Here is a 13,820-nt window from a genome sequence, read left to right as displayed (position 1 = left end):
GAATATGAATAAACTTTACTTTCTAACAAGCTTCACTACATTTTCTACATGAGCTGTATGCGGGAACATATCCACTGGTTGTACATATTCCACTTCATAACTCTTCATTAATGCTTGTACATCACGTGCTAATGAAGAAGGATTACAAGATACGTAAACAACTTGTTTTGGTTTCACTTTTAAAATTGTTTCCAGTAATTTATCATCGCAACCTGTACGAGGTGGATCGACAACAATTACATCTGGACGCCATCCTTCTTTTACCCATTTCGGTAACCATTGTTCGGCTTTACCTGCTTCATATTTCGTATTTGTAAATCCGTGACGCTTCGCATTTTTTCTTGCATCTTCAATCGCTTCTGGAATTACATCCATACCACGTACTTCCGCTGCATCATTTGCAAGCCAAAGACCGATTGTACCAACACCACAATACGCATCTACAATTTTCTCATCGCCTGTTAAAGCAGCTGCTTTTTTCGCTTCATCGTATAAAACAACTGTTTGTTCTGGATTTAACTGGAAGAATGCACGTGCTGATAATTCAAATGATAAATCACCTAGTGTTTCTTGAATTACTTCTTTTCCAGCTAATTTAAATGTTTTATCGCCGAAAATAACAGATGTTTTACGCCAGTTTACGTTTTGCATAATTGATTTAACAGCTGGCATCTGTTTTTGTACTTCTGCGATAAATTGATCTTTATTTGGTAATTCTTCTTTTGTTGTAATAAGCGTAACTTGTACTTCCCCTGTTTGAACTGCAGTACGTGTCACAATTGTGCGTACTAAACCTTTTTGTTTTTTCTCATTGTAAATAGAAACATTTAATTTTTCTAATATACGTCTTACAACTTTTGTCGCTTCATTCGTTGCTTTATGTTGAATCATACAATGAGCAATATCGATTAACTGATGTGAGTTTTGCTTATACAGCCCTGTAATAACCTTTTCGTCTTTACGTCCCACTTGTAATTGACTCTTATTACGATAATGCCATGGATTTTCCATACCAAGTGTTGGACGAATTTTCTCTTCCAAATTGTTGTTCATATACTTCTCAAATGCTTGTACAACGATATCACGCTTTTGATTTAATTGTTCTTTATAATCTAAATGTTGCAGCTGACAACCGCCACACTCTTCATATACCGGACATGGTGCTTTCACACGATGTGGTGAAGCTTTACGAACTTTTTTCACTTTCGCTTCAGCGAAGCCACGCTGAATTTTCGTTGTTTCAGCAACAACTTCTTCTCCTGGTAATGCTCCTGGAATGAAAACAACTTGTCTCTTAAAATAACCAACGCCTTCTCCGTTAATCCCAAGACGTTTAATTGTCACAGGAAACGTTTGACCAACTTCCAACTTACTCTCATGTTGCTTTTGTATCATTATTACACCTCTACTCTATACTTTTCCATAAATATAACGCTGCATAACTGCAGTATGGTTCACACTCTTGTTTCACTTTTTCTAAAAATGCATCATCAGGTTTATCATCTAATTGAAATACACCTTGCACTGCACGCTGAATCCCAATGTCCGCTTTCGGAAACATATTTTTCCGTCCAAGCCCAAACATTAAAAAGTTTTGCACTGTCCATGTACCAATCCCCCTAATTGGTAACAATTGTGCTGAAACCTCTTCTTCCGCCCTGGTTTCTATACTCGCTAAATCTAATGTACCGCTGACAATACTTCGACCTAATCCTACTATATATTCAGCCTTTCGCTGACTAAACTTCTGCTCTCTCAATTCCTCTATTGAAATATTTGCTACTATTTCTGGAGTGGGGAAAAAGAATACACCGTTCTTCTCTGTTCCATATCGTTTCACAAACTGTTCTGTTAACACAGTAGCAAATTTCAAATTTATTTGTTGATGAATGATACAGCGAAGAAGACAAGCAAAATAATCAAATTCTAAAATAATTGGAGTATAAGCATATGTTTCAAACAGTGGGCGTAATGATGTGTTTAAAAAATGGTTTTGTATATCTTGAAACGGTTCATTCCAATGAAAAATGGCTCTCATTCGTTTCATGACTTTCTCCGGATCTCCTGTCTGACTAGAAATCCAAAACTGTGGATTTTGAACAGTACCGATCCCTTGTAAGCGAACAACAATCTGTTCCTCTTCTATACAAAGCGGGACATAAATGACTTTCTCATCTAATTGAATGACGTGAAGAGGATCAAAAGATAAACGTTTTAATACTTCTTCAAAATGATACGGATACTCTAACGTAACATGTTCGCTCCACATACGTTTCCCCATCCTTTTTACACATCATTATAGCATGAGAAAACCGCAAGCATACATGCTTACGGTTGATTGCTTTTTACTAAGTCATCTAGACTTTTAAAATGATACCCTTTCTCGCGCAAATCATCAATGATTTTCGCAAGTGCTTCTGCATTATCTTTCGAGATTGCATGAAGTAATAAAACAGAGCCTGGATGGATCATCGTCATTACATTATTATGCGCATATTGCCATCCTCTTTGCTCGTCCACTTTCCAATCCAAAAATGCAAGTGACCAAAATACATTATAATAGCCCATTTCTTTCGTAAGAGCCAACGTTCTTTCGCTAAACACACCTCGCGGAGGGCGTACATATTTCACTTCTTTTTGCCCAGTTACTTTTTTAATCTCTTCTGTTACACTCGTTAATTCTTCACGAAGTTTCGCATCATTTACCGTTGTAAAATCTGGATGACTCCACGAATGGTTTCCAATAATATGTCCTTCATCCTTCATTCTTAATAACAAATCTTTTTGTGTTTTAATATAATGACCCGTTACAAAGAAAGTTGCCGGTACTTTTTTCTCTTTTAATACGTCTAAGATTTTCCCTGTGTATCCATTCTCATACCCATTATCGAATGTTAAATAAATATCTTTTTTCTTTGTATCCCCTAAATAAAACCCACCATTTTTTTGTAGTAAATCTGTATATAACTTTCCTGCATCTGGTACTGTTTCATTTTTAGGACGTGGGATTCCCCAGTTATGTGGAGTATTTGTATAAGCTAATGTTGAAACTGGAACAAGCGCCATCATAATTGAAAAAATGAGACCGATATATAACCATTTATATTTCATAAATAGTCTCCTTTCCATATATAATCGTACTTGTAGTTTCTGTTGACGCGCATTCTTTCATGCTGAACATGTTTTTCTATATATACCAAAAAAATGCATCTCGAATGATTCGAGATGCATTTTTATTTACTTAAATACCGGCTCTTTAAAGCTCGCTAATTTTTCAAGTGATGTTTTATCAACATCTGCATGTAAGCTATTACCATGAGAATCCATCGTTACAACTGCTTTAAATCCATCTATACGTAAATGCCACATTGCCTCTGGAATACCGAATTGTAAGAAATCAACATCTTTCACTTCTTTAATACATTCAGCATAATATTGCGCTGCACCACCGATTGCATTTAAATATACACCACCATGCTCATCTAAAGCCGCTAATGTTTTCGCACCCATACCGCCTTTTCCAATGACAGCGCGAATACCGAATTTTTTCATAATATCGCCTTGATATGGTTCTTCACGAATACTTGTCGTTGGACCTGCCGCTTTAATTTGCCAATTGTCATTTTCATCTTTCACGACAACTGGGCCACAGTGATAAATAATTTGTCCATTTAAATCTACTGGACAATCATTATCCATTAAATGCTTATGGATTGCGTCACGACCTGTATACATCATGCCATTAATTGTTACAACATCACCAACGCGAAGTTCACGGATTTGCTCTTCTGTAATTGGCGCTTGTAATACAATCTCACGTTGCTCTGTTTTTTCTTGTGCATCTTGCTCCAGTGTATCGTCACCTTCTTGATATAACCAATCCATAATTTCACCTGTTTCAGGGTGGATTGTTACGCCAAGGCGGCGATATGCCCAGCAATTATACGCAACAGATACGTAGAAGCTAGCTGGCAGACGGTTATACACGCCAATTTTACAGCCAAGTAAAGTTGTTTCTCCGCCAAATCCCATCGTACCAATTCCAAGCTTATTCGCATTTTCTAATACGTACTCTTCAAGTTTTTGTAACTCTGGGACTGGATTGACATCATCTAATGTACGGAATAATTGATTTTTTGCTAATTCGTAACCTGATGTGCGGTCTCCCCCGATACCAACACCAATTACACCTGCACTACACCCTTGACCTTGTGCTTGATATACTGCATGAAGGAGGCATTTACGAATCCCCTCTAAATCACGGCCAGCTCGTCCAAGTCCTTCTAATTCACACGGTAAGCTATACTGAATATTTTTATTCTCACAGCCACCACCCTTTAGAATTAAACGTGCATCAATATAATCTTTTTCCCATTGTTCAAACTTAATAACCGGTGTACCTGGTCCTAAATTATTTCCACTATTGTCTCCAAAAAGAGAATCAACAGAATTGGGACGAAGCTTACCATCTTTTGTCGCCCGCTCAAGCGCATTATAGATAGCTTCCTTCAACTTTAATTGATTCACACCAACTGGTGTATAAATTTTAAACGTTGGCATCCCTGTATCTTGGCAAATTGGCGAGATGTTATCATCAGCCATTTTAATATTATTCGTAATTGTGCCAAGTGCCATCGCAGAACGAGTCCCTGCATTTTCTCGCTCTTTCGCTTGTTGAATCGCACGACGAACATCTTTCGGTAAGTTCGTTGACGTTTCAACAATTAGTTGATACATGCTTTCTTGAAGCTTTTCCATTGTTACTTCCCCCTCAATTGTGAACGCTACCAAAACGTTATGAGCTGAAAATTTCATTGTTATGCTCTTCAGCTTTTTATTTGTTTCACGCTATTAAAACATAAATGAAATTTTTCACAACTTGATTATACCTCTTTTTCTATCGTCCTTCTATTATCCGCACAGAAAAAGGCTACCAAATTGGAGTTGGCAGCCTTTTTAATATATTATTCGTCTTTTTTAAATTGCTCACATTTTAATTCTAATTCATCTAACATCGCAAGAAGACGATCTACATCTTCTAACTCTACTTCTTCAGGTTCAATTGTATCAATTACTTCAATGAACATATTTAAACGTTCTTTTAAATATACTAATTGTGTATCTTTATCTTGAATTGCTTTTCCCATGAAGGCACTCTCCTTTTAATTCGAGTTGCTTTTATTATACCGCAAAAATGATTACTGTGGATATGTAATTTCATCAATTTTGTCACAGTAATCCATTCAAATGTAAGCCCTCTCTCTTTTTTCACAAAAAAGTTTCACTTTATAAAAAGCACATATTCTTCTATTATAGAGAATGGACAAATTGTTATTTCAATAGTCAAAGGAGTATTTCATATGACGATATCACAAAAAATGAAGCCGATTACTCCTTCTTACGATCCATGGGAAGCGTATATGGACCTTGAAGAGTACGGCAAACTACTATTAACAAATGTTGAGTTTACAACGACGACGTTATGCAATATGCGCTGTGAGCATTGCGCTGTTGGTTACACGTTACAGCCGAAAGACCCGAATCCGCTTCCGATGGATCTTTTATTAAAACGATTAGATGAGATTCCTCATTTACGTTCTTTAAGTATTACTGGCGGAGAACCTATGCTTTCAAAGAAATCCGTCGACAACTATGTAACACCACTCTTAAAATATGCCCATGAACGAGGCGTTCGCACTCAAATCAACTCAAACTTAACTATAGATTTAGCACGTTACGAACAAATTATTCCTTATTTAGACGTATTGCATATATCTCATAACTGGGGAACAATTGATGACTTCGTTGAAGGCGGATTTGCAATGATGGAGCGTAAACCTACGTATGAACAACGTGCGAAATTATTTGAACGAATGATTACAAATAGTAAAGCTCTATCAGATGCAGGTGTACTCGTATCAGCCGAAACGATGTTAAACAAAAGAACTCTTCCACATATGGAACATATTCACCGTCAAATTGTCGAAGAAATGGGCTGTAAACGTCATGAGGTTCACCCGATGTATCCAAGCGACTTCGCGAGCAATTTAGAAATTTTAACAAAAGCTGAAATTCGTGATGCAATTGAGCATTTACTAGATATTCGCGATGAAAATGTATGGATGTTATTTGGGACTTTACCTTTCTATGCTTGTAGCGATGACGAGCGAGACATTGCCACATTTAAAAAATTACAAGAGAGCAAAAATGTAACAGTTCGTAACGATCCAGATGGCCGTTCACGCTTAAATGTAAACATTTTTGATGGTAATATTATCGTAACTGATTTCGGTGACGTTCCCCTTCTAGGTAACGTACAAACAAACACACTACAAGAAGCATATGACAAATGGAGTGCCTCAAAAACAGCAAAATCATTAAGCTGTCACTGTCCTGCAGTAAAATGCCTTGGACCAAATGTTCTTGTAAAAAACAGCTACTATCCGACAGAAGATTTCTTATCAAAAACAGCAAACATTACATTATAAAAAAACGTCAGCTTATAAGCTGACGTTTTTTCATGTTATTGCGAGTGAGAAGAGGAAATGAATTTAAAGAATAAATGATCATGAATTGGAATTGCCGCTCCAATTCCTTGAGAGGTAATATTTTTCACAACAAGCCTTTTTTGATTTCCCTTTAACACAAGATACACTTCTCCAAATGTTACTTTTCCTTTTTCATTTACTGCTGGTGTATAAGCGTATAAATATCCAAGTTGACTCGGACTAATATTATACACACGCTCATGTCCAGTACCATAACCAATGGTCGTTTTAAATGAAAGCGGCAATTGTACTTTTTCAAGTGCTTTGAGAAGCATCATTTTTTTCACATCCGCAGTATTTTTCATATCTGCTGTCAAATCACCTTCAATCGTCTTTTGCGTTTCTTGCTTATAGCGTAGCGGATATAGACGATCTCCTCCGCGATTATCATACACATTGCGATTTACTTGTTTATATTCCCAATTAATCGATGTATCAACCGATTCATAATTTAATGCCCATTGACCTAAATAAATCTTCGCTCGGTACCCTACCGCAAGCGGCGCATTCGAAATTGTCGTTTCATTAAACATTCGAATTAAGTCCGGATTTTCAATTTTAATATTTGCTGTTTTCAATAGTTCTTGAGCAAACTTACTCGGCAGTAAACGCGGCAAATCTTGCGCATCATTTGGAAACGTATTGTCTTTGGAAATATTTAAAACAGATGAAGGCATTTTTGTTCCTACCGTTGTCTTTGCAAAACTCATGTTAGGAAATAATAGAATAAACGAGACCATAGTTGAAAGACATATGCTGTATACTCGTTTCACCTGTCTGGCTCCTTCCTATGTAAAGGTATATATACTACTTTGTTTATTGTTTTCTCTGGGCACAATTGTTATGCCTATTTTTCATAATAAATAAAAACCAATTCCCATAATGACATACGCTGCTAATAAAGTACCGCCTTCAAACCAGTTTGTATCTCCATCATTTGAAATCGCAATCGTTAAGAAAACAGCTGTAATCATAGAAACAAGTTCTGGTATTGTAAATACTAAAGGCATCCTTTGCGTGAAGAACATAGACAGAAGTACTAATACAGGTGCAACAAACATGGCGATTTGTAATGTAGAACCTATTGCAATCTCAACTGCAATATTTACTTTATTTTTATAAGCCATAATAATTGCAGATGCATGTTCCGCTGCATTTCCAACAATTGCAACGATAATAACCCCTATAAATAATTCTGACCAACCAAATGATTTGGCAACTGTCTCAAATGTATGCACGAGCGCCTCTGACACATAAGCTACCGCAATTGTCGCTATTGCTAAAATGAGTAGCGCTTTACCTTTCGACCACTCTGGTTCTTCCTCATGAGCTACTTCATCCGTTTTATGTTGATATACACCGCGATGCGTAACGAGCTTAAATAGCAGTGCAGCAAGGTACATAATAATCATAATGATAGAAACACCGATACTTAATTGATACGTCTTTCCAGCGTCCATCTTCATTGAAAAAATCTCTGGAATAACAAAAGCTACTACAACAGCAAATATTAATAAAGCTGAATTATGCCTTGCATCGTAAACGTTAAAGCTTTGCCTTTTATATTTAAGTCCACCTATAAAGAAGGATAGTCCTCCTACTAATAATAAATTTCCAAGTACAGAACCCGTTAAAGAAGCTAACACTACTTCAATTAACCCAGCTTGAAGTGCAAAAATTGAAATAATTAGTTCAACAGCATTACCGAAAGTAGCATTTAATAATCCGCCTATTCTAGGTCCAGAGACAATTGCCAAACTTTCTGTCGCTCTTCCCATAAAACCCGCTAATGCGATAATCGTAATACAATACACAGCGAACATAATTGTTTGAGGCCAATGAAGTGTTTTCCCAAGTACAGAAAGTGGTACACCTATAAGCGCTACGATAAGAAATATTTTATTAAACATGCTTTTCATCCTTCCATCGTATGTATTTCTCCTCGCTATTATTATTATTCTTCTCCTAACTTGTCCGATTTCATCACAATTACGTTTAAAAAATCATGTTGATGAAAAGAGTATGAAAGATACTTCATTTTTATTTAGACGAAGAAAATTACAAAGTATGAAGAGGGGTTAAAAGCATGCATTTAAAAGAAAAAATTGAAACTATTATTTGCGGTCAACGGACCGGTGTATTATCTACTGTACGTGAAAATAAACCTCATAGTGCCTTTATGATGTTTTTCCACGAAGATTTTGTACTATATGTTGCAACAGATCGAAAATCAAAAAAGATAACAGATATTGAAAAAAATCCAAATGTATATGTACTACTTGGGCGTGAAGGAAAAAAATTAGATGAAGACTATATTGAGGTTGAAGGCTTAGCCTCCATCGAGGAAGACTCCACATTAAAAAACAAGTTTTGGAATAATAGCTTAAAACGCTGGTTACTCGGTCCTGAAGACCCTAATTATGTACTAATTAAAATCAATCCTGACACAATTTATTACATCGATAGTGCTGGTACGACGGAGCCCGAGTTTTTACGACTATAAAATAAAACAAGCCCCCTTTAGGTGGGCTTGTTTTGTCGAAAAGTTCTTCTGAAAAAAACAAGAAAATAGGTGGAACTTTCTAAAGATTCTGTTATATAATAGCAGTAACTTAAATAAACTGTATTAAAACAGATTGAGAGGAGAAATAAAATTGATGAAAAGAGAAGAACGCAAAAATATGATTGAGTTTATTGAAAAGAAAAAAGGGATTGAGCGTGACGAATTATTGTTTATGACAGACGATGAAGTAGAACATATTTATAATGTAACGTACTTTTTATATGAAGAAATTGCAGAGTAGTATAATAATCCCACCTTATTAAAAATATAAGGTGGGATTATTTCGCTAACTATCCAGCTATTTGCGAGGCGGTAGAATCCCACTTATTAAAGTTTCACTTTATACATGAGAATGATTTTCATGTATAATAATGTAAGATTGGAGGAATTTTACTATGAGTTCATGGCTCTTCTTCGCACTATTATCAGCAATTGCTGCTGCCCTTGTATCTATTTTTGGAAAGATTGGTTTAGATGGAATCGATGCCAATGTTGCGACAACGGTTCGTTCTATTATTATGGCATTATTTATGGTAGGCGTTATTATTATACAAGGTAAATTTCAAAATATTGGCGACGTACTGCTAAATAAAAAAGCACTGCTCTTTATCACATTAAGTGGGGTTGCAGGTGCTTCGTCATGGCTATTTTATTTTCTTGCCCTCAAGACAGGGAAAGTTTCACAAGTGGCTCCTGTCGATAAATTAAGCGTCGTATTTTCTATCATCCTCGCTATGATTATACTCGGTGAAAAGTTAAACTTTATGACTGGCGTTGGTGTAGTCTTTATTACAGCTGGTGTACTATTTATTGCTTTCAGCTAAAAAAACCGCTATTAGCGGTTTTTCTTTTTCTTTATGTAAAACCACACAACACCTGTAACAACTACTGAAATGAATAAAATCCATATTCCATAATGATGTAAACTATACTCAACGAAACGCCACTTCTCTCCTAACTTCCAGCCAAGTCCAATAAAAACACTTATCCAAATAAACGCACCACCGTAAGCATACAAACAAAAACGCCAAAGTGTTAAATTCGACACCCCAGCAAAATATGCTGTTAAATGACGTACTCCTGGGATAAAGTAACCAATCATTAAAAGAAATGGTCCATATTTTTCAAATAAAATATGTGTTTTTTCAATATGATGTTCTTTGATTCTAATTTTTGGCCCATATTTTTTTAAAACAGGAAGTCCCAGTTTTAAACCTAATATGTAGCTTAATGTAATACCTAACATCGCACCAGCCATCCCACTTAAAAAAGCAGCCGTTCCTGACATAACTCCTTTTGAAACGTTATAACCAACAAAGGTCAATAAAAACTCATCTGGTATCGGTAATCCGACAATCCCACCTGCCAACGCTATAATAATTCCAAAATACCCATAATGCGCGATTAACTCGCCAATATGTTGTTCCATTCGGAAGACACATCCTATGCACAATCGTTATTCCACATTGTGCCCTTTCTCTCTTTCAGACAAACATGGTATACATATTCACTATACATTGTTTTTATAATGAACTCTACTTCTATCCATTCCTTTAGCAGGAAGAAAGTGAACCATTAATCGTGTGCCCAACTCCCGCCTACTTCCCTTGGATTCACCGCTTTTTGAAGTGCTAGTCTTATAATCCGTAAATAGCAGGATTAAAAAATAAAAATTCATATGCTTGTTTTTTTGTTACAATAAAGGAAAGTTACTTTTCGCAACGGTTTAACTCTCAGGAAAAATGATATATCTAGCAAAAACGTAGTTTGGTCGATATAATGCAACTTCTACCTATAAAAAGAACATGCACCCTTTACATACAACATCATTTTTCTAAATTATACAGGGGGAACGAACATGACCATTGAAAATCAATTTATCCAAAAGGTTTACTATAAAACATTTTTAACAGAAGAAACTTCTACTCCAGTATCAGAAGTACTCGGTGAAGCATATATAAATGAATCTACAAACGAATTCTCCAACATTTCTAATATCCGCTTTGCTCAAGGTGAATTTTATTACCAAAATAAAGACTTTGAAGCCGCGATATTTAAATGGGAGAAAGTAAATAACGAACTTGCACTTTGGGCAACCAAAAATATTGCAGATTCTTATTTTGAACTAGGATTCTTGCCAAAAGCAGAAGAGATTTATCAATCTATCCAAACAGAAGATACAACTCTTACAATGGAAGTTTCCTTACAACTTCTTTCTCTTTACATCGAACAAGATCGTTTAGGTCTAGCATTTAAGACGATTAGTGAGGCTGTTGCATTTCAACCTGACTATCCAAATATTACTGCAATTGCTCGCTCATTCTATGAAAAACAAGAAGATTGGAATAACGCCATCGAACTTGCCGTTCAAGAAGGAATTCGAACAAAATCATTACACTGGTTCGATACTTTAATCAATTATGTGAATCAAGGATTCACGAAACAAATCAAACCAGAATATTTCTATGAATCTTTAAAAGCTTTATATGCAATTGATCAAGTCCAATTTAAAGAACTTGTTATTGCTCTTTGGAACAGCTATCAAAATGAAAACTTGCATCTACCTTGGATTCAAACAATAAATCATTTATTCTTACATATCGAAACAGACAACAATGACGATTGGCATGAAATTATTGAACGCTACCAAGATACATACTTTGAATTAATTACTGGTGAACATTTCATGCATGAAATGCAGGGACTTGTGCCAGATTTATTAACAAATTGGTTTAGTTTAACGAAAGCAAAAGATGCCCTATTTGTCTCCGCTGCAGTGTTAGCATGGAATGAAGTTTCACCTACAACTTTAGAGTCATTACTCGTAAAAAGTGCGGGAGCCCTACTCTCTAATTCAACAGCTGAAACAACTGTAAATATGGAAACCGTTTCTCATTTATTCGAAACAATTGCTGTATGGGCTGAAAAAAATGATGTGGATTTAAGTCATCAATTTACGTTACTCGTTCATGAACTATGTGATTTAAATGTTACACAATTACTAATAGCGGGAACTAGTGACCATGATAAGTCATCATTCATCAATTCAATATTAGGAGAGAACATCTTAACTGAGACTGTAACAACTCCTATTCTATTTAAAGATGATAGCCAAACTGAAATAACAGAATTCACTGCGTTAGATGTACACAATATACCGAACTTTGATGAATTCCATCAAATAATGGCTACACCTTCCGAGTCAGAACTTGAGAAGAAGTGTATAGAAATTAAGTTACCAAGTAGATTTTTAAGAAAAAATAAGTTTGCATTTCTTGTTACGCCAGCTGTTCAAGGGCAAGTGGATAAAAGCAGCTCATATTTTGAATACTTACAAGCAGCAGATAGCCTTATTTACTTATTAAATTCTGCTTCACCATTGCATGGTGAAGAGCTTGATACATTAATTTATTTACGTGAACAAGTGCCAAACTTACAAATTCATTTCGTATTACACACAAATAGTGCGGCCAATAATGAAAAACTCATGAGTAAGATTAAAGTCCATTTCCCAAATGCAAAATTCTTCCCATACTCTCCTTCACAAGAGAGTAGCCAGCAACTTGGAGACGTGACAGAGTCTATTCTTTCTAATCTAGCAGAACGCGACATAGAACAAGAACGTATAGAAAAACTAATATGGTTTACTCAAAAAACAATCGCATACCTTGTAAATGAACGTGTGGAATTAGAAAATACATTAGTGAAATCAGTACGCTGGAATAAACATATCTCAGTAAAACTAAACGGATTTATTAACAATCTTACTGCTCTTGAAAAAGATAAAATTCGTTCTATTACAGAATCTTATCTTTTAACGAAAGAAGAAATCACACGGGATATCCATTCTCAAATTCCTGAATTGTTACAGAGCTGTTCTGACCTTGTTCAAGAAGATAGTGATTTCAAATTAGTTCATGAAGAATTAAATGCTGCAATGAACGAACGAATTCAAAAACATGTACAGCAAGTGCTTCTTCCTAAATTTACTGGGTTTATTCAAGAATGGATTGAAACAGCGCATAATGAATTTATTCAAGCTCAATCTTATTTAGATGAAATGAGTGAAACGTTTAATAAATTATATAAAGAAGAACGCATGAAACTTCCTTGCGATTTCAAATTACTAGATGATTGGCATCGAGATGTTGTACGTATGACAAATCGAATTACAGTATCGAACATCAATATTTTATTACGCTTTACACCGACACAATTTTTCTTAAAGAGTGCGGGAAAACTATTTGGTAACATGCAAAAAAATCAATCTATGCTCGCAAACAAATATAAACAATACATTGAAACGGAAGATTATACGGAAATTGCTCAAACAATTTCAAAACAATTCTTCCTTCAATTTGAAGTATTTGAAGGCGCCTTAGAACGAGATATCATGATGTTCTTTAAAGATCCACTTAGCATACTGAAACAAAATGTAGAATCAGCTCAACTTGAAATACAGGAAGACGAGCAAACATTAGCAACGTTAAGAAGCAATCCAGAAACTTATCACGATCCGTTAGCATTCTTTAAACTGCAACTATTGCAGCACAAATTCATTTTAAGTACGAACAAAAACAATGAAGACGTCTATGAATTTAATGAGTCTCCTACGATTTAACATAAAGTGAAACTTTAATCAGTGGGGGTCTTACTGCCCATTAAAGCGGGATAAAAAACCAAGCAAACGAAATTTGCTTGGTTTTTTA

13 protein-coding genes are annotated in these 13,820 nt (G+C 35.5%); 5 read left to right on the top strand and 8 right to left on the bottom strand.

The genetic code is table 11. From position 1 onward, the window contains the following. Window positions 1-15: 15 nt before the first annotated feature. From rlmD to KZZ19_RS02410, 5 genes are all read right to left on the bottom strand, one after another. Entirely contained in the window at window positions 16-1,395 is a 1,380-nt protein-coding gene (gene rlmD, locus KZZ19_RS02430) for a 23S rRNA (uracil(1939)-C(5))-methyltransferase RlmD (RefSeq protein WP_076542174.1), read from the bottom strand. Window positions 1,396-1,405: 10 nt separating this feature from the next. Beyond that, window positions 1,406-2,269: a DNA-3-methyladenine glycosylase family protein gene (locus KZZ19_RS02425; RefSeq protein ID WP_088095023.1), complete on the bottom strand. Its 864-nt coding sequence runs from the start codon at window positions 2,267-2,269 to the stop codon at window positions 1,406-1,408. Between the two features lie 59 nt (window positions 2,270-2,328). Continuing rightward, a complete protein-coding gene (gene pdaA, locus KZZ19_RS02420; RefSeq protein WP_061676720.1) occupies window positions 2,329-3,111 on the bottom strand; it encodes a delta-lactam-biosynthetic de-N-acetylase in 783 nt (260 codons plus the stop codon). A 126-nt stretch (window positions 3,112-3,237) separates the two neighbouring features. Beyond that, on the bottom strand, window positions 3,238-4,758 hold the full coding sequence (gene fumA / locus KZZ19_RS02415; RefSeq protein WP_098344057.1) for a class I fumarate hydratase: 1,521 nt from the start codon (window positions 4,756-4,758) through the stop codon (window positions 3,238-3,240). A 206-nt stretch (window positions 4,759-4,964) separates the two neighbouring features. Then, window positions 4,965-5,147: an SE1561 family protein gene (locus KZZ19_RS02410; RefSeq protein ID WP_000513558.1), complete on the bottom strand. Its 183-nt coding sequence runs from the start codon at window positions 5,145-5,147 to the stop codon at window positions 4,965-4,967. Window positions 5,148-5,360: 213 nt separating this feature from the next. On the opposite strand from KZZ19_RS02410, the gene yfkAB reads away from it, so the two are divergent. Continuing rightward, a complete protein-coding gene (gene yfkAB, locus KZZ19_RS02405; protein ID WP_088095021.1) occupies window positions 5,361-6,488 on the top strand; it encodes a radical SAM/CxCxxxxC motif protein YfkAB in 1,128 nt (375 codons plus the stop codon). 35 nt (window positions 6,489-6,523) lie between these two features. Here yfkAB and KZZ19_RS02400 read toward each other — a convergent pair whose 3' ends face one another. Then, window positions 6,524-7,321, bottom strand: a complete 798-nt coding sequence (locus KZZ19_RS02400) for a YfkD famly protein (protein ID WP_237982183.1) — start codon at window positions 7,319-7,321, stop codon at window positions 6,524-6,526. Window positions 7,322-7,402: 81 nt separating this feature from the next. Continuing rightward, window positions 7,403-8,458, bottom strand: coding sequence for a calcium/proton exchanger (cax, locus tag KZZ19_RS02395; protein ID WP_140392328.1), 1,056 nt, complete (start codon window positions 8,456-8,458; stop codon window positions 7,403-7,405). 176 nt (window positions 8,459-8,634) lie between these two features. On the opposite strand from cax, the gene KZZ19_RS02390 reads away from it, so the two are divergent. From KZZ19_RS02390 to KZZ19_RS02380, 3 genes are all read left to right on the top strand, one after another. Next, the gene (locus tag KZZ19_RS02390; protein WP_088095018.1) at window positions 8,635-9,051 is read left to right on the top strand and encodes a pyridoxamine 5'-phosphate oxidase family protein; all 417 of its coding nucleotides are present in this window, start codon (window positions 8,635-8,637) and stop codon (window positions 9,049-9,051) included. A 154-nt stretch (window positions 9,052-9,205) separates the two neighbouring features. Then, window positions 9,206-9,352: a BH0509 family protein gene (locus KZZ19_RS02385; protein ID WP_000817786.1), complete on the top strand. Its 147-nt coding sequence runs from the start codon at window positions 9,206-9,208 to the stop codon at window positions 9,350-9,352. 154 nt (window positions 9,353-9,506) lie between these two features. Then, window positions 9,507-9,935: an EamA family transporter gene (locus KZZ19_RS02380; protein WP_088095017.1), complete on the top strand. Its 429-nt coding sequence runs from the start codon at window positions 9,507-9,509 to the stop codon at window positions 9,933-9,935. A gap of 11 nt (window positions 9,936-9,946) precedes the next feature. Here the strand turns inward: KZZ19_RS02380 and KZZ19_RS02375 are convergent, their stop codons facing one another. Further along, a complete protein-coding gene (locus KZZ19_RS02375; RefSeq protein WP_061685943.1) occupies window positions 9,947-10,540 on the bottom strand; it encodes a DedA family protein in 594 nt (197 codons plus the stop codon). Window positions 10,541-10,969: 429 nt separating this feature from the next. Between KZZ19_RS02375 and KZZ19_RS02370 the strand changes: the two genes are divergently transcribed. Beyond that, window positions 10,970-13,732: a tetratricopeptide repeat protein gene (locus KZZ19_RS02370; protein ID WP_088095016.1), complete on the top strand. Its 2,763-nt coding sequence runs from the start codon at window positions 10,970-10,972 to the stop codon at window positions 13,730-13,732. Window positions 13,733-13,820 lie beyond the last annotated feature (88 nt).

The sequence above is a fragment of the Bacillus thuringiensis genome, from assembly GCF_022095615.2.
Taxonomy (GTDB): domain Bacteria; phylum Bacillota; class Bacilli; order Bacillales; family Bacillaceae_G; genus Bacillus_A; species Bacillus_A cereus_AG.
This window is presented reverse-complemented; position numbering and strand designations above follow the sequence as displayed.

What these genes read in the sequence shown, in the direction of transcription:
- KZZ19_RS02375 (WP_061685943.1), bottom strand. Translation starts at nt 10,540, where the DNA reads ATGGAACAACATATTGGCGAGTTAATCGCGCATTATGGGTATTTTGGA.
- KZZ19_RS02385 (WP_000817786.1), top strand. Translation starts at nt 9,206, where the DNA reads ATGAAAAGAGAAGAACGCAAAAATATGATTGAGTTTATTGAAAAGAAA.
- KZZ19_RS02380 (WP_088095017.1), top strand. Translation starts at nt 9,507, where the DNA reads ATGAGTTCATGGCTCTTCTTCGCACTATTATCAGCAATTGCTGCTGCC.
- cax (WP_140392328.1), bottom strand. Translation starts at nt 8,458, where the DNA reads ATGTTTAATAAAATATTTCTTATCGTAGCGCTTATAGGTGTACCACTT.
- yfkAB (WP_088095021.1), top strand. Translation starts at nt 5,361, where the DNA reads ATGACGATATCACAAAAAATGAAGCCGATTACTCCTTCTTACGATCCA.
- rlmD (WP_076542174.1), bottom strand. Translation starts at nt 1,395, where the DNA reads ATGATACAAAAGCAACATGAGAGTAAGTTGGAAGTTGGTCAAACGTTT.
- pdaA (WP_061676720.1), bottom strand. Translation starts at nt 3,111, where the DNA reads ATGAAATATAAATGGTTATATATCGGTCTCATTTTTTCAATTATGATG.
- KZZ19_RS02370 (WP_088095016.1), top strand. Translation starts at nt 10,970, where the DNA reads ATGACCATTGAAAATCAATTTATCCAAAAGGTTTACTATAAAACATTT.
- KZZ19_RS02425 (WP_088095023.1), bottom strand. Translation starts at nt 2,269, where the DNA reads ATGTGGAGCGAACATGTTACGTTAGAGTATCCGTATCATTTTGAAGAA.
- KZZ19_RS02410 (WP_000513558.1), bottom strand. Translation starts at nt 5,147, where the DNA reads ATGGGAAAAGCAATTCAAGATAAAGATACACAATTAGTATATTTAAAA.
- KZZ19_RS02390 (WP_088095018.1), top strand. Translation starts at nt 8,635, where the DNA reads ATGCATTTAAAAGAAAAAATTGAAACTATTATTTGCGGTCAACGGACC.
- fumA (WP_098344057.1), bottom strand. Translation starts at nt 4,758, where the DNA reads ATGGAAAAGCTTCAAGAAAGCATGTATCAACTAATTGTTGAAACGTCA.